This is a genomic window from Shimia sp. NS0008-38b (assembly GCF_040370365.1).
GTDB lineage: Bacteria > Pseudomonadota > Alphaproteobacteria > Rhodobacterales > Rhodobacteraceae > Shimia.
The window spans coordinates 72,710-90,948 of record NZ_BAABWQ010000002.1 but is presented as its reverse complement, the minus strand read 5'-3'; the positions used below and the strand labels follow the sequence as shown (position 1 = coordinate 90,948).

General features: G+C 56.0%; 20 protein-coding genes. 18 read left to right on the top strand and 2 right to left on the bottom strand.

What is annotated here, in order from left to right:
* Positions 1-13: 13 nt before the first annotated feature.
* Positions 14-1,072 (top strand): TRAP transporter substrate-binding protein, encoded by a 1,059-nt coding sequence (locus ABWV47_RS06480; RefSeq protein ID WP_353309821.1) that lies wholly within the window; start codon positions 14-16, stop codon positions 1,070-1,072.
* A 70-nt stretch (positions 1,073-1,142) separates the two neighbouring features.
* Here the strand turns inward: ABWV47_RS06480 and ABWV47_RS06475 are convergent, their stop codons facing one another.
* Positions 1,143-1,616 carry a tetratricopeptide repeat protein gene (locus ABWV47_RS06475; protein ID WP_353309818.1) on the bottom strand — a complete coding sequence of 158 codons (474 nt, stop codon included), beginning with the start codon at positions 1,614-1,616 and terminating at the stop codon, positions 1,143-1,145.
* A 72-nt stretch (positions 1,617-1,688) separates the two neighbouring features.
* On the opposite strand from ABWV47_RS06475, the gene ABWV47_RS06470 reads away from it, so the two are divergent.
* The 16 genes from ABWV47_RS06470 (at position 1,689) to ABWV47_RS06395 (ending at position 16,869) form a co-directional block, all read left to right on the top strand.
* Positions 1,689-2,936: a cytochrome-c peroxidase gene (locus ABWV47_RS06470; protein ID WP_353309816.1), complete on the top strand. Its 1,248-nt coding sequence runs from the start codon at positions 1,689-1,691 to the stop codon at positions 2,934-2,936.
* Positions 2,933-3,820, top strand: coding sequence for a PfkB family carbohydrate kinase (locus tag ABWV47_RS06465; RefSeq protein ID WP_353309813.1), 888 nt, complete (start codon positions 2,933-2,935; stop codon positions 3,818-3,820). The genes ABWV47_RS06470 and ABWV47_RS06465 overlap by 4 nt, the downstream gene beginning before the upstream one ends.
* The gene (locus tag ABWV47_RS06460; RefSeq protein ID WP_353309811.1) at positions 3,817-4,845 is read left to right on the top strand and encodes a tagatose 1,6-diphosphate aldolase; all 1,029 of its coding nucleotides are present in this window, start codon (positions 3,817-3,819) and stop codon (positions 4,843-4,845) included. Before ABWV47_RS06465 ends, ABWV47_RS06460 begins: the two co-directional genes overlap by 4 nt.
* Before the next feature lie 12 nt (positions 4,846-4,857).
* Complete coding sequence (locus ABWV47_RS06455) at positions 4,858-6,240, top strand: hypothetical protein (RefSeq protein ID WP_353309808.1); 1,383 nt, start codon at positions 4,858-4,860, stop codon at positions 6,238-6,240.
* Position 6,241: 1 nt separating this feature from the next.
* Positions 6,242-7,327, top strand: a complete 1,086-nt coding sequence (locus ABWV47_RS06450) for a Gfo/Idh/MocA family protein (protein ID WP_353309806.1) — start codon at positions 6,242-6,244, stop codon at positions 7,325-7,327.
* Positions 7,324-8,322 carry an aldose epimerase family protein gene (locus ABWV47_RS06445; RefSeq protein ID WP_353309804.1) on the top strand — a complete coding sequence of 333 codons (999 nt, stop codon included), beginning with the start codon at positions 7,324-7,326 and terminating at the stop codon, positions 8,320-8,322. The genes ABWV47_RS06450 and ABWV47_RS06445 overlap by 4 nt, the downstream gene beginning before the upstream one ends.
* Positions 8,319-9,767 (top strand): NAD-dependent succinate-semialdehyde dehydrogenase, encoded by a 1,449-nt coding sequence (locus ABWV47_RS06440; protein WP_353309802.1) that lies wholly within the window; start codon positions 8,319-8,321, stop codon positions 9,765-9,767. Before ABWV47_RS06445 ends, ABWV47_RS06440 begins: the two co-directional genes overlap by 4 nt.
* A 24-nt stretch (positions 9,768-9,791) precedes the next feature.
* Positions 9,792-10,709, top strand: coding sequence for a hydroxyacid dehydrogenase (locus ABWV47_RS06435; protein WP_353309799.1), 918 nt, complete (start codon positions 9,792-9,794; stop codon positions 10,707-10,709).
* Between the two features lie 21 nt (positions 10,710-10,730).
* A complete protein-coding gene (comD, locus tag ABWV47_RS06430; RefSeq protein WP_353309796.1) occupies positions 10,731-11,237 on the top strand; it encodes a sulfopyruvate decarboxylase subunit alpha in 507 nt (168 codons plus the stop codon).
* Positions 11,234-11,788 (top strand): sulfopyruvate decarboxylase subunit beta, encoded by a 555-nt coding sequence (gene comE, locus ABWV47_RS06425; RefSeq protein ID WP_353309794.1) that lies wholly within the window; start codon positions 11,234-11,236, stop codon positions 11,786-11,788. The genes comD and comE overlap by 4 nt, the downstream gene beginning before the upstream one ends.
* 167 nt (positions 11,789-11,955) lie before the next feature.
* Positions 11,956-13,536 carry an ABC transporter substrate-binding protein gene (locus tag ABWV47_RS06420; protein ID WP_353309791.1) on the top strand — a complete coding sequence of 527 codons (1,581 nt, stop codon included), beginning with the start codon at positions 11,956-11,958 and terminating at the stop codon, positions 13,534-13,536.
* Between the two features lie 269 nt (positions 13,537-13,805).
* Positions 13,806-14,315: a hypothetical protein gene (locus ABWV47_RS06415; protein ID WP_353309788.1), complete on the top strand. Its 510-nt coding sequence runs from the start codon at positions 13,806-13,808 to the stop codon at positions 14,313-14,315.
* A 136-nt stretch (positions 14,316-14,451) separates the two neighbouring features.
* A complete protein-coding gene (locus ABWV47_RS06410; protein ID WP_353309786.1) occupies positions 14,452-15,147 on the top strand; it encodes a hypothetical protein in 696 nt (231 codons plus the stop codon).
* 98 nt (positions 15,148-15,245) lie between these two features.
* Positions 15,246-15,443, top strand: coding sequence for a preprotein translocase subunit SecE (gene secE, locus ABWV47_RS06405; RefSeq protein ID WP_353309784.1), 198 nt, complete (start codon positions 15,246-15,248; stop codon positions 15,441-15,443).
* Between the two features lie 183 nt (positions 15,444-15,626).
* A complete protein-coding gene (nusG, locus tag ABWV47_RS06400; RefSeq protein WP_353309781.1) occupies positions 15,627-16,160 on the top strand; it encodes a transcription termination/antitermination protein NusG in 534 nt (177 codons plus the stop codon).
* Between the two features lie 121 nt (positions 16,161-16,281).
* Complete coding sequence (locus ABWV47_RS06395; RefSeq protein ID WP_353309778.1) at positions 16,282-16,869, top strand: LysE family translocator; 588 nt, start codon at positions 16,282-16,284, stop codon at positions 16,867-16,869.
* Between the two features lie 24 nt (positions 16,870-16,893).
* Here ABWV47_RS06395 and ABWV47_RS06390 read toward each other — a convergent pair whose 3' ends face one another.
* Positions 16,894-17,481 (bottom strand): TetR/AcrR family transcriptional regulator, encoded by a 588-nt coding sequence (locus tag ABWV47_RS06390; RefSeq protein WP_353309775.1) that lies wholly within the window; start codon positions 17,479-17,481, stop codon positions 16,894-16,896.
* A 134-nt stretch (positions 17,482-17,615) separates the two neighbouring features.
* On the opposite strand from ABWV47_RS06390, the gene ABWV47_RS06385 reads away from it, so the two are divergent.
* Positions 17,616-18,179 carry a carboxymuconolactone decarboxylase family protein gene (locus ABWV47_RS06385; protein WP_353309772.1) on the top strand — a complete coding sequence of 188 codons (564 nt, stop codon included), beginning with the start codon at positions 17,616-17,618 and terminating at the stop codon, positions 18,177-18,179.
* Positions 18,180-18,239 lie beyond the last annotated feature (60 nt).

Sequence of the window (18,239 nt, the reverse complement as noted above, 5' to 3'; positions counted from 1 at the left end):
CGGGAGGATAAAAATGTTCAACAAAACCCTTAAAGCAGTGGCAGCTGCGGCGCTTTTGGCGACGACGGCTGTGGCTGCGCAGGCGGCGGACTACACAATCCGCGCGACGGCGAACTCCAATGAAAACGATGAAGACTATGATGGTCTGGTGGTGTTCAAAAACTTCGTGGAAAGTGCGTCCAACGGTGCAATCGAAGTGGAACTGTTCATCGGCACTCAGCTTTGCGCAAAAGGCGCGGAATGTCTGCAGGGTGTCGCTGATGGCACCATCGACGTCTACATCTCCACCTCTGGTGGCGCGTCTGGCATCTTCCCATATGTTCAGGTGCTCGACCTGCCATATTTGATGGCAAACGACCGTATTGCGGAGACCGTGTTGGCTGGCGATTTCACACGCAAAATGCGTGAAATGGCGTTGGCGGATTCTGACAACAGCATTCGTTTGATGACAATCGGCAACACCGGCGGCTGGCGCAACTTTGCCAACACAAAACGTCGTGTCGCGAGCCCGGCTGACATGGAAGGCCTGAAGATCCGGACCGTGGTTGCCGACCTTCCACAAGAGCTCGTGCGTGCGCTGGGGGCTTCTCCGACGCCGATCCCATGGCCTGAGCTGTTCACATCGTTCCAGACCGGTGTGGTTGAGGGCTCCAAAAATGGCATCACCGACATCATGGGTATGAAGTTCCCTGATGCGGGTTTGCAGTACGTGACTTTGGACGGCCACGCCTACATGGGCGCGCTGTGGTGGATGAACAACGCCAAGTTCCAATCCATGCCGGAAGACATGCGTCGCGTGATCGTGGACGGTTTCTCCGCGTTGCAGCAGGCGACGTTTGCTTCTCCGAAGCGCAAGTCGATCAAAGCCTACGAAGATTTCGTTGCAGGCGGCGGTGATCTTTATGTGCCAACTCCGGCAGAAAAAGCTGCATTCAAAGAGGCCGCAGCGCCGGTTTATGACTGGTTCAAAGGCAACGTAGATGGCGGCGAAGAGATCTTTGACGCGCTGACTTCAGCGGTTGCTGCAGCAGAAGCAGACATCGATGCAGGTATGATGAAAGATCTCAACTGATTGGTTGATCTGACCATGTAAAATTTGTGGTGGGCCAATGGCCCGCCACCCCAAAATTTACCGGCCAATCCTATCGAAACGGATAGAGCCAGGTCCGGTAGTCATCCACCAGAATATGGGCTTTGTCGATTTGCGCCTGCGTCATCTTTTTCACCACTTCCTCAAGGGAAATGGCCGCATCAGGATCGCCTCCGATCGCGGAGAGTGTGTACCACATGTAGGCGCGCACGAGATCGGGTGCGGGCATGCCCCGGCCAACCTCATAGTACCAACCGATGCCGCTTTGCGCCCCGGCGTGGCCCTTAAGAGAAGCACGCAGGTACCACTCGAAGGCACGCACGTCGTCGCGCGCGACACCCAAACCCAAGGCGTACATCACGCCGATCAATTCTTCGGCTTCGGCATTGCCACTGTTGGCGGCGGGAAGCAGCTCTTGCATCGCCTTGTCGAACTGTTTGGCGTCCATGTAATCACGGCCGGTTTCGATCTCAGCCATAGCTGGGCTTGTGCTGGCCAAAAGTGCAGCAAAAACAAAGCGTTTCATTCTCTTTTCCTCGTCGCTATTCTTGGCCCCCTCGCGGGGGCGCCCGCGTATGGGAGCCCGCTTCCGGCGCCATTGCAAGAGGATGATTTTATTGCTTTCGATCTGGATCAGGCCAAGATCGGTCAACTGCTGTTTTTTGATCCGATCCTGTCAGGAAATCAGAACATTGCGTGTGCCACCTGCCATCATCCTGACCTTGGGTCCGGGGACGGGCTGAGCCTTGGGATCGGCGAAGGCGGCGACGGGTTGGGCCGTGACCGCACGCCGGGTATGGGTGACGCAAAAATCGTGAAACGCATTCCGCGCAACGCGCCTGCGCTTTGGAACCTTGGCGCAAAAGAAATTGACGTGTTGTTTCATGACGGGCGTCTGTCTGTCAGCGATATCTATGACACCGGATTTGACAGCCCTGCGCAGGAATGGTTGCCCAGCGGTTTGAATTCAATCCTGGCCGCACAGGCGCTGTTCCCGATGACGGCTGAGTTTGAAATGGCGGGCAACCCAAAGGAAAACCAGATTGCTGGGGCGGTGTATGACAGGATCGACAATGTCTGGCCGATTGTGGCCAAACGGGTGCGGATCATTCCCGGTTACGCAGATATGTTTGTCGCCGCTTTTGATGATGTTGATCAGGCGCTCGACATCAATATCACCCATATCGTGAATGCCTTGGCAGCGTTTGAAGCGCATGAGTTTACGTCTTACGACAGCCCGTTTGATGCCTATCTGAACGGGGATGACGAGGCCCTAGATACGGATCAGAAAGCTGGCATGGATCTGTTCTATGGCAAGGCCGAATGCAGCAGCTGTCATTCCGGTAAGTTGCTGTCAGATCATAAGTTTCATGCGCTGATGCTGCCGCATTTCGGCCCCGGCAAGACCCGACAATGGGACCCGGTGGTGCGCGATGTGGGGCGGATGGGCGCCAGTGATCGGATCGAGGATGCCTATCGCTTTCGCACGCCAGCTTTGCGCAATGTGGCGTTGACCGGGCCGTATGGGCACAACGGGGCCTATGGTGCACTGGAAGCGATGGTGCGCCATCATCTGAACCCACGGGCCGCGTTTGAGGCATGGGACAAACAGAATGCAGTTTTGCCGGATGTGCCGTGGTTGAGCAAAGCGGATTTCCGGCCCTTTGACGACACGCGGGAACGTGCCCGATTGGCAGCGCGGGCCGATATCGACCCCGTTTCTTTGTCCGACACAGAGGTCTCTCAGATCGTGGCGTTTTTGCACGCTTTGACCGGCACAGAGTCGATCAAAGGGCGGTTGGGTGTTCCCGATAAGGTGCCCAGCGGTCTGGAGGTGCCAAAATGAGTAAGGTTCTCTGTGTTGGTGGCGCGGTTGTGGACTTTGTGTTTCGACTTGATGTGCTGCCAAAGCTTCCAGAAAAATATGGCACCGAAGACGCTGACATTGTGGGCGGCGGCATTGCGGCGAATGCGGCTGTGGCGATTGCCCGTATGGGAGGCGAGGCGGTGCTTGGCGCGCGGTTGGGTGATGACAACATCGGGGACATGATCGTCGCAGATTTGGCGCGCGAAGGTGTGGATGTGTCCCATGTCACGCGCACCAAAGGCGCCAAGAGTTCCTATTCATCAGTGCTGGTTGACGCCCACGGGGAACGCCAAATTGTGAATTTTCGCGGAGCGGGTTTGGTTCTGGCGACCGATTGGTTCGACAGCCTTGACGGCCTAGACGCGGTTTTGACCGACACGCGGCGGGTGGATGCAGGAGTGGCGGCTCTGAAATTGGCGCATGCCCGTGGCATTCCCGGCATTCTGGACGGCGAGGCGCCCATTGACCCGGCCTTGATGCACGCGGCGAGCCACGTGGCGCTGTCGATGCAAGGGCTGCGCTCGCTCTACCCAGATGATGACATAGAGGGCGCGCTCCTCCAGATCACCACTGACTATGCGTGTTGGGCCTGTGTGACCGATGGCGCGGAGGGCGTTTGGTTCACCGATGGGACCACGCCCCGCCATATGGCGGCGATCCCGATCACCCCGATAGATACGCTGGGCGCGGGTGACGTCTGGCACGGAATTTTCGCGTTGATGCTGGCTGAAGGCATGAGCGCAGAAGACGCAATCCGCCACGCGAATGGCGCGGCGGCCTTGAAATGTTTGACAAAAGGCGGACGAACCGGGGCACCGAGCCGCGCCGCGCTGACTGATTTCCTGAAGGAGACGCAACCATGATCACCCTGACACCCGGTAAGCTTGCCGGAATGCGCCGCATGGCTGACAACAATGGCATCTACAAAATGACCGCTGTGGATCAGCGTCCGCCGATCAAAGGCCCAATTGCAAAACACCATGGCGTTGAGCAGGCGCCGTGGGAAGAAGTGGCAAAGTTCAAAGGCATGTTGGTCGAGACGCTTCAGGGGCATTCCACCGCGATGCTTCTAGATCCGCATTACGCCATTCCCCAGAGCTTTGATGCGTTGATCCCGCACAAAGGATTGGTGGTCACTCTGGAAGACAGTTTGTTCAAAGAAACCCCCGGTGGACGCTTGTCATCCAACATCGACAACTGGTCGGTGGGCAAGATCAAGCGCATGGGCGGGGATGCTGTGAAAGTGCTGGCGTGGTATCGCCCGGACGCGACGGATGAGGTCAACCAGGCGCAGCAGGACTATGTAAAAAAGATCGGCGACGCCTGCGCAAAATATGACATTCCGTTCCTGTTTGAATTGTTGGTGTACCCGCTGGCGGCGGACGCCCATCAAACCAAAGAATATGTTGAGATGAAGGGTAAGAAGGCTGACGACGTTTTGAAGTCAGTGGAAGAGTTTGCCAAGCCAGCCTACGGGGTTGATGTGTTCAAACTGGAAAGCCCTGTGAATGCGTCAGATGCGGATGGGTCTGCGGACGTTCAGGCGGTGTTTGACGAGATGGGCCGTATAGCCGGTCGTCCATGGGTGATGTTGTCAGCTGGTGCCGGTAAAACAGAGTTCCGCAATGTGCTGGGTCATGCATTTAAGGCGGGGGCCTCTGGGTTTTTGGCAGGACGGGCCATCTGGTTGGACGCCTTTAATGCTTACCCAGATTGGGAGGCGATCCGCGCGGGTCTGGAGGGCGACGCCGTGGACTATATGAAAGACATCTCAGCGTTGGCAGATGCGCAGGCGGCCAACTGGGCGACACATGCGTGTTACGGCGAAAACGGCGCGCGACTGACAGCAGATGATGAAACCTTCCGTGCCAACTACGCAGATATCTAAGGATAGACACCAATGAAACTAGGCATTCTTCCTTTGGGCCGTCCGACTTTTGACGTCCCGTTTGCAGAGGAAAACCTAACGGCGATTCTGTCTCAGCTGGACGCGACGGGCCATGAGATTATTGGTCCACGCGAGTTGTTGTTTGACGAGCCTGCGACACGGGCGGGGATCGACACACTAAAGTCGGCGGGTGCAGAGCACGTGGTGGTGCTGCAAGTGACCTTTACGGATGCGTCCATGACGGTGGCGATTGGGGCGGCGTTTGACGTGCCTTTGTCGATCTGGTCCATACCTGAGCCACGTTTGGGCGGACGCCTGAGACTTAACTCGTTTTGCGGTCTCAATCTGGCCAGCCATGCGTTGGGTCTGAACAGTCGCCAATTTGGCTGGCTTTATGCCGATCCGGCGGGGGATGTGGCGGAGGACCTGTCCGCGATGTTGGCGGGGGATCGTCTCTCTGGACAATTGCCGTTGGGCGATGTGCCCGCGCGCACGGAAGCGGGGCAGGCAATTGCCAAAGCTGTAAACGGGAAAAGGATCGCGCGGATTGGGGAACACCCTGCGGGGTTTGATACCTGTGCGTATGACAAGTCCGCGATGAAAGACCTGTCTGGCGTTGAAGTGGATGAACTGGCGTTGGATGATCTTTTTGATTTGGCGCGGGCTCTTCCTGCAGACGCTGCCGCAGAGGTGCGCCAATTGGCAGATGCTGAGTTGAGCGGTTTGGATGAGGTTGATCCCGAAGAGTTGGATCGGTCTTTGCGGCTGAAGGTTGGCCTCGACATGCTCAAAGAAAAAGGCGGCTACGGCGCGTTTGCCATTCGATGCTGGCCTGAGACGTTTACGGAATACGGTGGCGCGGTTTGTGGTCCTGCCTCGATGCTGGGAGAAGCGCGTGTGCCCTGTGCCTGCGAGGCTGATGTGTATGGCGCATTGACACAGATGGTGTTGGCGGCAGCGGCAGATGCACCGGTGTTTTTGACCGACCTCGTGGATATGGATGCGGGCGACAACACTGGTGTGGTGTGGCATTGCGGGCAAGCGCCGATTTCGATGATCGACCCGGATGTGAAAGCTGAAGCCACCATTCACACCAACCGCAAACAGCCGTTGCTGTATCAATTCCCATTGAAGCCCGGAGAGGTCACCTTGATGCGGATCAGTCAGGCACATGGGCGGCCTCACATGGTACTCAGCCACGCCACTATGCTACAGCGCCCGATGGCGTTTACGGGGACATCAGGTGTGTTGCGGTTTGCGCGTGCGGCAGAGGACGTTCTGGCCGATATCATTGCCAGCGGTTTGGAGCACCACATGGCGCTGGCCTACGGAGATCACCGCGAAAGCTTGCGCGGCGCGGCTGGGGCTATGGGCCTGCCGCTTTTGGAGATATGAGATGACAATTCGATATGGCCTGATTGGTTCTGGCATGATGGGGCAGGAGCACATTCGCAACCTCAATCTGCTTGAGGGGTGTGACGTGACAGCTGTGACCGATCCGGACGAAGGCATGCGACAGTTGTCTGTTGAGACAACGGGTGGTCGCGCACAGGCGTTTGGTGACCACAAAGAGATGCTCGGCTCGGGGTTGGTTGATGCACTGGTAATTGTTGCACCAAACGACACCCATCACGAGATACTGCTGGATGTGCTGGACACGCCGCTGCCGATTTTGGTGGAAAAGCCGCTGTGCACCACGTCTGCCCATTGCACTGAGGTGTTGAGGAAAGCCGAAGGGCGGATTGCGCCGATCTGGGTCGCAATGGAGTATCGCTACATGCCGCCGGTGCAGCGCCTTTTGAGAGAGCTTGAGGATGGCACCGTGGGCACGCCGCGTATGATGGCGATCCGAGAACACCGCTTTCCGTTTCTTGAAAAGGTGGGCGATTGGAACCGGTTTAACGCGCGCACCGGCGGGACTTTGGTGGAGAAATGCTGTCATTTCTGGGACCTGATGCGTCTGACGCTGCAAAGTGATCCGGTGCGGGTTTATGCCTCGGGAGGCGTGGATGTGAACCATCTGGACGAGGCCTATAGTGGGCAGACGCCCGACATCTTAGACAATGCCTTTGTCACAGTGGATTTTGAAAATGGTGCGCGCGGGATGCTAGATTTGTGCATGTTTGCCGAAGGCTCTTATTGGCAGGAAACCATTGCTGTCACAGGCGAGAAGGCGCGGGTAGAGGCCAAGGTCCCGGGGCCTGCACGGTTTAGTGCCGACAAGCAGGAGCGCCACAGCGAGATCGAGATTTCCCATCGGGCCAGCAAAGAGGTGGTGCGCGAAGAGGTGGACGTTGACGAAAAAGTACTGCAGGCAGGCGACCACCATGGTTCGACCTATTTTCAGCATGAACGTTTCCGCAATCTCGTGCAGAGTGGCCAGGGCACGCCAGAAGTGAGCCTTGAGGATGGGTTGTGGTCCGTGCGCGTCGGAGAAGCAGCTGAAGAAAGCGCGCGCACAGGACAAGCGATCACATTATGACAGAAGTTTGGGGACAGATCCCGGATGGCACAGATGTGCACCGGATCAAGTTGGTGGGCGGTGGTTTGACCGCTCATGTGCTGACCTATGGGGCTGTGTTGCAGGATTTACGATTGGAGGGCCATCCAGCGCCTTTGGTGCTGGGGTTTTCTGAGTTTGCGCCGTATCTGACGGATTCGCCGTATTTTGGTGCCACTGCGGGTCGGTTTGCGAACCGTATCCGAGATGGGCATCTGGAGCTTGATGGCGAAACGTACCAGATCGACACCAACTTTATCGGCAAACACACGCTGCATGGCGGTGCTGACAGCATGGGAAAGCGGGTGTGGGATGTTGAAGATGTCTCTGGTGACTCCGTGACGCTCAAAATCGTGTTGGCCGATGGGCATATGGGGTTTCCCGGCGAGCTTACCGCGCGGGTGACATTTGCGGTGTTGGAGAGTGGAGTGCTCGATATTCGCATGACGGCAGAAACGGACAAAACCACGATCTGCAGTCTGGCGCATCACAGCTATTTCAAGCTGGATGCTGGGGACACCGTTTCAGACCATACGCTACAGGTTGAAGCGCAGGCGTATTTGCCGGTCGACTCAGAGCTGATCCCAACGGGTGAGCAAGCGGCTGTGGCTGGCACACGGTTTGACCTACGCGAAGCTTCGGCGGTGTCTCAGACGCATCCGGTGGATCATAATTTCTGTCTTTCGGCGGACCGATTGGACCTTCGACGTGTGGCAACGCTTAAAAGTGCAGCGTCTGGAGTCCGTATGGACTGTTTGACCACCGAAGCGGGGTTGCAGGTTTACGACGGTGAGAACATTAATGTCGCGCTGCCGGGATTGGACGGGCGGACCATGGGGCCCTATGCGGGTATCGCCATGGAGCCGCAAGTTTGGCCCGACGCGCATCATCACGAAGATTTCCCGCAGGCTGTTTTGCGGCCGGGCGAGACCTACCAACAACATACACAGTTCGTCTTTTCGAAAGGTCAGACATGAGCAATTTTAACGGCATGCTGCTGCAAGCAAACTTGATTGGCGGTCAGTGGGTGTCCGCTGACAGCGGCGCAACAACAGAAATCACCAATCCAGCCACCGGCGCAGTCTTGGGCACTGTTCCAGAGGCGGGTGGTGTGGAAACACGGCGTGCGATTGCCGCCGCAAGCGAAGCGTTTAAGAGCTGGTCTAAGACCCCCTTGTTGGAGCGTGTTGGCCTGTTGCACAAGCTGCACGACGCGCTGATGGACAATCAAGAAGCGTTGGCACAGTTGCTGACGGCAGAGCAGGGCAAGCCGCTGTTTGAAGCGCGAGGTGAAATCGGCATTGGCGCGGCTTATGTGCGCTGGTTCGCAGAAGAGATCCGTCGCACCAAAGGTGAGATCATTCCATCGCCCACCAATGACAAGCGGTTGCTGGTCACCCATCATCCCGTCGGTGTGGTTGGCATGATCACGCCGTGGAACTTTCCAAGTTCCATGTTGGCGCGCAAAATTGCGCCAGCGCTTGCAGCGGGCTGTACCGTTGTGGCCAAACCGGCCCCGCAAACACCCTACAGCGGGCTTGTTTGGGGCAAGTTGTGTCAAGACATCGGATTTCCGGACGGTGTTGTGAACATCGTGACCGGGGATGCGCCCGCAATTGGCGGCGCGATTATGGCGGACAAAGACGTGCGCAAGGTGACGTTCACCGGCTCTACAAATGTGGGCAAACTGTTGCTGCGTCAGGCGGCAGATCAGGTGAAAAAGGTCAGCATGGAATTGGGCGGCAATGCGCCATTCATTGTGTTTGATGACGCTGATCTGGATGCGGCTGTTGACGGCGCGATGATCGCGAAATTCCGCAATATGGGCCAAACATGTGTCTGTACCAACCGCTTTTACGTGCAGGCCGGTATCCATGATGCCTTCGTCGCTAAGTTGAAAGAGGCCGTGGCGGCGATGACCATTGGTGATGGAACTGAGGACGGTGTTGTGCAAGGCCCGTTGATTGATGAGAACGCGGTGGCCAAAGTCGAAGGCATGATCGCTGATGCCAAAGCCAAGGGCGGCGAAGTGGTATTGGGTGGCGGACGTCACGCGCTTGGCCAAACCTTCTTTGAGCCCACTGTGATCACCGGTGCAACGGCGGATATGCAATTCTCCACCGAAGAGATCTTTGGGCCGCTGGCAGCGGTCTACAAGTTTGAGGATGAGGACGATGCGGTTGCCGCTGCCAACGCCACGGACTTTGGATTGGCGGCGTATGCCTACACCAAAGACTTGGCGCGTGCGTTCCGTATGACCGAGACGCTGGAATACGGGATGGTTGGTGTCAACTCCGGCCTCATCACCACGGTGGAAGCGCCGTTTGGTGGGATGAAAGAAAGCGGCATGGGCAAAGAAGGCGGCAGCCAAGGATTGGATGATTATATGATCACCCGATACACTTGCATGGCTGGGCTCTAAGCCACGAATGGGAGGAGGGCTCTGATGATTTTGATCACGGAGTTTATGGACGAAACGGCGGTTGGGCGGCTAAAGGCGGCCCACGCCACCACCTATGCGCCAGAGCTTGCAGATGCGCAGGATGATATCCCGGCGCATATGGTCGGTGTGCAGGCGTTGATTGTGCGCAATCGGACGCAAGTGACTGCGGCCTTGTTAGAAGCTGCACCGGATTTGAAATGCGTCGGGCGGTTGGGCGTTGGTTTGGACAACATCGACCTTGAGGCCTGCAAAGCGCGCGGCGTTGAGGTGATGCCTGCGCTGGGCGCAAACACGCTTTCAGTGGCGGAATATGTGGTGACCAATGCGGCCATTTTGCTGCGCGATGCGTATCATTCCAAACATGCGATGATGGCGGGGGAGTGGCCGCGCGCGCAAAGCTCTGGCCGTGAGGCTGGCGGGCGTGTGCTGGGGCTGTTGGGCTTTGGTGCCAACGCGCAGGAGACCGGTCGTTTGGCGCGGGCGATGGGCATGACGCTGATTGCGTATGATCCGTTTTTGCCGGAGGACCATCCTGCGTGGGCAGATGCTGAGCGCGGCGAGATTGCGGATGTTTTGGCCAAGTCTGATGTGGTGAGCTTGCATGTGCCACTGACTGACAAGACACATCATATGATCAACACGGACACACTGGCGCGGATGAAGCCTGGGTCGGTTTTGGTCAACGCGGCGCGAGGCGGCGTTGTTGATGAGGCCGCATTGGTGTCGGCAATAAAGGCCGGTCACATTGCCGGTGCCGCACTCGATGTTTTTGAAACAGAACCTCTGACCAAAGATGCGGCAGAGATTTTTAAAGGGGTCAGCAATTTGATCCTGACACCGCATATCGCGGGGGTCACGCAGGACAGCAATGTGCGCGTGAGCGAGATGATTGCCAATTTGGTTTTGGACCGGTTGGCGTAGAGATTGGTTTTGGGAGGAACAATGGCCACACATATGGATCAGCAGATCGTCAACGATCTGAAGGCAGCGGGGATCGATTATGTCACCTCGGTGCCGTGTAAACAGCTGGCGGGCGTAATCGAAGTTCTCGATGAGACTTCCGAGATTATGCACATGCCATCCAACAAAGAAGATGAAGGCATGGGGCTTTGTGCGGGCGCCTATATGGGCGGCATGAAGCCATGTATCGTCATGCAGAACACAGCACTGGGCGTGGTGGTCAACACTCTGGCGACACTTATTCAGTTCTATCAAATCCCGCTTCCGATGCTGATTTCTTATCGCGGCGAGGTCGGCGAGCCGGTGGCCTGTCAGGTGGAAATGGCGCTGCACACCAAAGCGATCCTGAACCAGCTGCACATTCCGACGTATCATTTGCACAAACCAGAAGATGCCGCGGAGCTTCCTGGCATTCTTGAATATGCGCAAATGTCATCCAAACCGGTGGCCATTCTGTGTGATGCAACTTTCTGGAGGGCCTCAGCATGATCCGCAATGACGTATTTCAAACGCTGAAACCGATCATCAGCGAGCATCTGGTGGTGTGCAACATCGGTGCCCCGAGCCAAGAGCTGCATGCGATGGATGATCAGCCGTCAAACTTTTACATGCTGGGCACCATGGGATTGGCCTCGTCCATTGGTCTTGGGTTGGCTGCGGCGCAGGACAAGCCGGTGATCGCGATTGATGGGGACGGGTCGGTGCTGACAAACCTTGGCACACTGGCGACCATTGGTAACAATGCGCAAAGCAACTTCACACTCGTGATCATCGACAATGGGTCTTATGGCTCTACCGGTGATCAGCCTACCTATGCTGGAATGAAGACCGATCTGGCTGCGGTGGCAAAGGCTTGTGGGGCAGAAACAGTGCTGACGGTTTCCGCACAGGACACTGCGGACGCCGTAAAGGCGGCGATTGCGAGTGATGAGATGACAATCATCGTGTCTAAATGTGAAAGTGGGAATGTGAAGGTGCCGGTTATCAAAACCAATCCCATTGTGATCCGCGAGCGCTTTATGGAAGAAGTGCGCCGCTAAGGCCGCTGGGTGGCCAGTTTGAAGGGGCATCTTTAAGGTGCCCCTTTTTTTACATGTTAAGTACCTTTGTCTCGCGGAAATGCCTGAAAAAGAACACCTTGAGGCTTGCCAAGTTAAAAATAGACGTCAATCATCACGCCACTAACTTGATCAGGGGAGTGAAATTGATGAAGTTTAAAACAATGATGCTGGCCACTGCTGCGATTGCGGCACTGCCAATGCTGGCACAAGCCGAAACCCTTCGTTGGGCCCGCGCTGGTGATGCGCTGACTTTGGATCCGCATGCACAGAACGAGGGTCCAACCTCGGCACTTGCGCACCAAATCATGGAAACACTGGTCATGCGTGACCACTCGGGCGCGATGGTTCCATCGCTGGCCACGGAGTGGGGCCCCTCTGCTGACAACCCAAACGTTTGGGTGTTTAAGTTGCGCGAAGGTGTGACGTTTCACGATGGTGCGGCGTTTGATTCTGAGGATGTGAAATTCTCGCTGGATCGCGCAATGACGCAAGACTCCGACTACAAAGAGCTGTTGGCCTCTGTTGTCGACGTGCGTGCACCGGACGCCTACACCATCGAGATCGAGACCAATGGTCCGAACCCGATTATGGCCAACAATCTGACCAATATGTTCATCATGGACAAAGACTGGGCAGAGGCCAACAACGCGACCAAAGTGCAGGACTATGAAGGTGGCGAAGACACCTTTGCTGCGAAAAACGCAAACGGCACCGGCCCGTATAAGCTGGTGAGCCGTGAGCCCGACGTCAAAACTGTTCTGACGATCAATGAGGGCTATTGGGGCAAAGACGAGTTCCCACTGGAAGTGACCGAGATCATCTACACCCCGATCCAGAACGCTGCGACCCGTGTGGCAGCAATGCTGTCGGGCGAAGTGGATTTCATTCAGGACGTTCCGGTGCAGGATTTGCAACGTGTGGACAGCACAGACGGTCTTGAAGTGCGCACTGCGCCGCAGAACCGCGTGATCTTCTTTGGCATGAACCAAGCGGCGGAAGATATCGCAAACGATGATGTGGACGGCATCAATCCGATGTCTGACGTGCGTGTGCGAAAAGCGATGTCTATGGCCATCGACCGTGACGCCATTATGAAAGTGGTGATGCGTGGTCAGTCTGCGCCCGCTGGCATGATTGCGCCTCCATTTGTGAACGGCTGGAACGAAGCAATGGACAGCTCTTCCTCTACGGACGTTGAGGCTGCGAAGGCACTGATGGCTGAAGCGGGTTACGAGGATGGTTTTGGCATCACGCTGAACTGCCCAAATGACCGCTATGTCAACGACGAGAAGATCTGTCAGGCGGCTGTTGGTATGTTGGCCAAGATCGGTGTGAAAGTGAACTTGGACGCCAAGCCTAAGGCACAGCACTTCCCACTGTTGAGCAATCTGGAAACGGATTTCTACATGTTGGGTTGGGGTGTTCCGACATATGACTCCGAGTACATCTTCAACTTCTTGGCGCACAGCAAAGGTGAGAAATACGGCTCTTGGAATGCGACCCGTTTTGGCGATGCTGATCTGGATGTGACCATCGAAGCGCTGGCCGGTGAGACCGATCTGGACAAACGCAATGGCATGATCAACGACATCTGGAAGGTTGTGCAGGACGAGCAGGTTTACATCCCGATCCACCACCAGGTGCTGAACTGGGGTATGAAAACCAACGTGGGCACCATTGTGGAGCCCGAGGACTCTCCGAAGTTCAAATACTTCACCATGAACTAAGCCCAAGAGGGTTTTGCCAATCAGGCCCCCGCACGTCTGCGTTGCGGGGGCCTTGTTCGTTTGAGGGGTGAGGACAAATGGTGCGATTTTTTGGTTAAATAGCTGAAAATAAACAAAATGGCGTGCCTAAGTGTTGACAGGAAATAACCAAGTTCTGCCCCAATATCGGTCGTGGAATGACCGTATTTACCTTTCATTAACCAATTTGGGGTGTTTCCAGATGTGTCTGGGGCAGGTGGCTTTGGGGGCTGCAACGTGAGGTAAGAACGATGCGACATGGGTTCCGATTGGGCGATGTTGAAACGGACCAACCGCAAGGGGCGGAGCTAAACGGAGAAGATCGCCTTCAGAAATTGACGCGTGAAAACCGTCGGTTGATGTCAGAAGCTGCGCATCGCATGCGTGGTACGTCGCAGCAAAGAAAGCAGCCAGAGACGCTTTCGAAGGTTGAACGCGCAATGCAGTTGAATGCGCGAAATTTTGATGCGCGCCAAATGAATGCACAGCGCCAGCATGAGATCGACATGCAAAAACGGTGGCCACGCCCGCGCCTGTTGGCATTGATCGTTGTGGTCACGCTTGCAGCAGTTGTGCCTTCGGTGACGGTGCGGTTGATGATCTGGTTGGTGATCATGCTGTTGTTGACAGCGGTTTTGTTGGGACCCGAACGGGCACGTGACGCAATGCAGGCAGTGCTGAACCAGCTCGCCCGGATTTGGGGGCGTGAGCTTCACATTTTGCGTGGCCTCATTGGGCGTGATCAGAACGGGTCAAGTTGACCAAGTGGCGCGGTCCAACAGGTTGCGCCACATTTTTTCCAAATTTTGACCGCAACATTGCCGTGATGCCTCGCAATGGTATCTGGCCAAGGCTTGTGCCTGTTGGGGGCAAGAGTGAAAAACGCGGATGTTAACGATGACCGAAGAATTGGCTGTCGCAGATGCGCCGAAACCGCATCAATACGGCGACGACATTATAGAGCCGGGTGAGCCTTTCACCGACGCGACGTTGGTTACGATCCGCGCGCTGTTGGCTGAGTCTGATCCTGTACCAGAACCAAAACCGATTGGCGCGTCCTTACCGTTTGGATTAGGGCGTCCAAAGCCTGCAGATGCGATGGCGACCGAAGGCAGCCTCAAAACGCACCTACGTGAGACTGGTACTGCAGACAATTCTACGGCCTCCGCAGAGGACTTGGCCTCCTACTATGAGGAACCTCCCAGAACGCGGAGTTGGCGCAAGATTCAGGTTGTCGAAGGGACGACGGGGCGAAACCTGCGACGGTTTTTGATGTCGCCACGTTTGGTTTCGGTAATCTTTTTGTGCGGTGTTGTTGCGTGGCAACCTTGGTTCATTCCGATATTGGCGCTTATGTTTATTTCTGTGCTGCTGTTGATTGGCGCATTGATTGGTCAAGATCGGATGGCGCGTATTGTTTTGTATTGTCTCAAACGGTTTGTTTGGGCGGACCCCTCGCTTGGTCGTTTGCTGCAGAGAGTTCTGCCTTACCGTTGGCATGGGGTGTTGTATCGTCCAGCCACAGAAGAAGATGTGTGGGATGGACCTATCGATCCGAGCTTCGAAGCGCGTATTGCGCGGCTGCGGTCCTGACACGAAGTTGTAATTGGCGCGATTGCACGTCTCTTGGGCCTTGAATTTGCCGTAAGGCCCAAGTATGTCAGCTTTTGATCAAGGCAAAGAAGAGCGTCATGGCGATAACCAATCCGATCACATTCATCCAGCAGGTCCGGGCAGAAGTGTCCAAAGTGGTCTGGCCGACCCGTCGCGAAGTGTTGCTGACAACCGTCATGGTGTTCATCATGGCTGCGCTGACAGCAGCGTTTTTCTCGCTAGTGGATATCCTAATCCGCTCGGGTCTACAGGGCATTCTGGCCCTCTTTGGCTAAACGCTATTCGCTTGTTGTCTCTTGAAATTAAGGGACAACGGCGGTAGGGGAAGCCTATCTGATATGCATGGCGTGTGGCGAATCGAGTTGCACGCCGATTTTTTGTTCCTGCTCATCTGATTGAGGCGGCGAACCCAAACGACACTCCGGCATCGTGCCGACAAGGACGGGAAGAACAGACACATGGCGAAACGGTGGTATTCGGTCAGCGTGCTTTCGAACTTCGAAAAGAAGGTCGCCGAGACAATTCGAACATCGGTCGAAGAGCAGGGTCTCGAGGATCAGATCGACGAAGTGTTGGTGCCAACCGAAGAAGTGATCGAGGTGCGCCGTGGTAAAAAAGTGACCACTGAGCGCCGCTTTATGCCCGGTTACGTGTTGGTGCACATGGAGATGAGCGACCAAGGCTATCACCTGATCAACTCGATCAACCGCGTCACAGGTTTTCTGGGTCCACAAGGCCGCCCAATGCCGATGCGTGATGCCGAAGTTCAGGGCATCCTAGGCCGGGTTGAAGAAGGCGAAGCCGCACCGAAACTGTTGATCAGCTTCGAAGTTGGCGAGCGCGTCAAAGTGAACGAAGGTCCGTTTGAAGACTTCGACGGCATGGTCGAGGAAGTTGACGACGACAACCAGCGTCTCAAAGTCACTGTGTCGATCTTTGGCCGCGAGACCCCGGTAGAGTTGGAATTCACTCAGGTCAACAAACAGGTTTGACACCTCCGACCATGATTTTAAGAGCGCCTCTATGTATCCGCATCGAGGCGTTTTTTGTTGCACGGGATGGATTGCATTGGTTTCGTGGTGATGTTCTGTCCGACCGCGTATTGGGAGTGGTATGTTAGGATTTACCGCCGCCGTCTTCTTTCTGCTGATCACACCCGGTCCCGGTGTTTTGTCCACTGCGGGTGTTGGCGCCGGTTTTGGCGCGCGTCGTGGAAGTCACTATGTGGCGGGGTTGTTTTTGGGGACCAATTTGGTCGCTATGCTAGTGGTGAGCGGGCTTGGAGCCCTGGTTCTTGCTGATCCACGTGTTCGAACTGTGCTGTTTGCGGTTTCTTTCTGCTACCTGACCTATGTCGCACTCCGCATCGCTTTTGCGGGAGCGAAGCTCGCGTTTATCGAGCGGGTGCGCCCACCCGGTGTGGGAGACGGTGTGCTCTTGCAGTGCGTCAATCCGAAGGCTTACGCAGTCAACACAGCACTGTTCACCGGCTTCCCATTCTTGCCGGACAGCTACCTCGCTGAAGTGGTGCTCAAATTTGTGATCATCAATGCGATCTGGGTGCCGGTCCATTTCGCATGGCTGTGGGCCGGGGTGGCGCTGCATCGGTTGGAATTGTCAGAAAGAACCCAGCGCGTCATCAACTTTGGGATGGCGGCTTCGATGTTGATCGTCGTGGTTTTGGCCGTTGTGCTGCAGTAGATGGGCCGGAGCTTTTGGCGTGTGTCAGTCTGACAGGCGTGGACGCCTGACCCGGTCGGCCAGATCCGCAATCATGCCACCAATCGCTGAAGAATCTTTTGCGCGCAAAGCGTAAAAACACAAGCCCGCAAGGTCCGCGGTGAGTTGGCGCGCAAGCCGTTTGGGGTCGCTGCTCTTTGGCAATTCTCCCTTGTCTGCCGCATCCTGATAGATGTCTGCAAACAGCATTTCGTTTTGGTTTAAGAGCTCGGACAGTTTGGCGTCGATGGCTTCATTGCCCTGACAGGTTTCCAGGGTCGCCTTCACCAAAAAGCAGACGGGCAGGGGGGCAATCCCGGCGGAGACCGGATGGGCATGTTCAATAAATGTCGCCAGCCCCTCAAGCACAGAAGTTGACGTTTCTTGCGCTTTCTCTCGCGCCGCTGAAATTGCCTGCGTATAGCGTTCCAAGCTTAAGCAATAGAGCTTTGCCTTGCTGCCGAATGCCGCATAGAGCGAGCCGGGATGCATGCCAGTGGCACGCTCCAGATCCTTAAGCGACGTGGAGGCATAGCCCTTTGTCCAGAACAAAGTGAGAGCCGCGTCCAGAGCGGCATCTTTATCGTGGGTCACATTCATATCTCTTTTTACGTCTCACGGGTGGCAATGCCAAGATCACAGTTGAGTGATTGCTCAAATTACAAATTGAGTGATCGCTCAATTTGACCATATGGAGAGCCTGTCATTCATCTTGTAAGGATACCTCCATGACCACTTTCCCACGTCACACTGTCGAAACCGCGCCTGAAGCTGCGAAAGAACGCTTGGCCGCATCGGAAAAGGCTTACGGCTTCTTGCCCGGTCTGTATCAGGTGATGGCAGACGCGCCGCAGCTGCTTGAAACCTACCAGCGCACCCACGAGGCGTTTGTCAGCACCAGCTTTGACAACACCGAGCTGACGGTGGTGTGGCAGTCAATCAATGTGGAACATGAGTGCCACTACTGTGTGCCGGCCCACACAGGAATCGCGCACTCGATGGGCATTGCTCAGGATGTGATCGACGCGCTGCGGGACGAGACACCTTTGGTCGATCCAAAGCTGGAAGCGCTGCGGACCTTTACGCTGGCTCTAACGCGTGGGCGTGGCAACGCGACGCCAGCGGAGTTTGAGGCGTTTTACGCGGCGGGCTATGGCTCCCAGCAGGTGTTGGAGATCATTCTGGGGCTCTCACAGAAAGTGCTGAGCAATTACACCAACCACGTGGCGCAAACCGCTGTAGATCCGTCATTCCAGCAGTTTGCTTGGAGCCGGACGGATAAGGCGGCCTAAACTAAACATCAGGGCCCCCGCAACAACGCTGCGGGGGCAAATTGGAGCTGCAAAACGCAG

Excerpts from the sequence above, each read along its gene's own strand:
- ABWV47_RS06480 (WP_353309821.1), top strand. The coding sequence starts at position 14 with ATGTTCAACAAAACCCTTAAAGCAGTGGCAGCTGCGGCGCTTTTGGCG.
- ABWV47_RS06475 (WP_353309818.1), bottom strand. The coding sequence starts at position 1,616 with ATGAAACGCTTTGTTTTTGCTGCACTTTTGGCCAGCACAAGCCCAGCT.
- ABWV47_RS06465 (WP_353309813.1), top strand. The coding sequence starts at position 2,933 with ATGAGTAAGGTTCTCTGTGTTGGTGGCGCGGTTGTGGACTTTGTGTTT.
- ABWV47_RS06460 (WP_353309811.1), top strand. The coding sequence starts at position 3,817 with ATGATCACCCTGACACCCGGTAAGCTTGCCGGAATGCGCCGCATGGCT.
- ABWV47_RS06455 (WP_353309808.1), top strand. The coding sequence starts at position 4,858 with ATGAAACTAGGCATTCTTCCTTTGGGCCGTCCGACTTTTGACGTCCCG.
- ABWV47_RS06450 (WP_353309806.1), top strand. The coding sequence starts at position 6,242 with ATGACAATTCGATATGGCCTGATTGGTTCTGGCATGATGGGGCAGGAG.
- ABWV47_RS06445 (WP_353309804.1), top strand. The coding sequence starts at position 7,324 with ATGACAGAAGTTTGGGGACAGATCCCGGATGGCACAGATGTGCACCGG.
- ABWV47_RS06440 (WP_353309802.1), top strand. The coding sequence starts at position 8,319 with ATGAGCAATTTTAACGGCATGCTGCTGCAAGCAAACTTGATTGGCGGT.
- ABWV47_RS06435 (WP_353309799.1), top strand. The coding sequence starts at position 9,792 with ATGATTTTGATCACGGAGTTTATGGACGAAACGGCGGTTGGGCGGCTA.
- comD (WP_353309796.1), top strand. The coding sequence starts at position 10,731 with ATGGCCACACATATGGATCAGCAGATCGTCAACGATCTGAAGGCAGCG.
- comE (WP_353309794.1), top strand. The coding sequence starts at position 11,234 with ATGATCCGCAATGACGTATTTCAAACGCTGAAACCGATCATCAGCGAG.
- ABWV47_RS06420 (WP_353309791.1), top strand. The coding sequence starts at position 11,956 with ATGAAGTTTAAAACAATGATGCTGGCCACTGCTGCGATTGCGGCACTG.
- ABWV47_RS06415 (WP_353309788.1), top strand. The coding sequence starts at position 13,806 with ATGCGACATGGGTTCCGATTGGGCGATGTTGAAACGGACCAACCGCAA.
- ABWV47_RS06410 (WP_353309786.1), top strand. The coding sequence starts at position 14,452 with ATGACCGAAGAATTGGCTGTCGCAGATGCGCCGAAACCGCATCAATAC.
- secE (WP_353309784.1), top strand. The coding sequence starts at position 15,246 with ATGGCGATAACCAATCCGATCACATTCATCCAGCAGGTCCGGGCAGAA.
- nusG (WP_353309781.1), top strand. The coding sequence starts at position 15,627 with ATGGCGAAACGGTGGTATTCGGTCAGCGTGCTTTCGAACTTCGAAAAG.
- ABWV47_RS06395 (WP_353309778.1), top strand. The coding sequence starts at position 16,282 with ATGTTAGGATTTACCGCCGCCGTCTTCTTTCTGCTGATCACACCCGGT.
- ABWV47_RS06385 (WP_353309772.1), top strand. The coding sequence starts at position 17,616 with ATGACCACTTTCCCACGTCACACTGTCGAAACCGCGCCTGAAGCTGCG.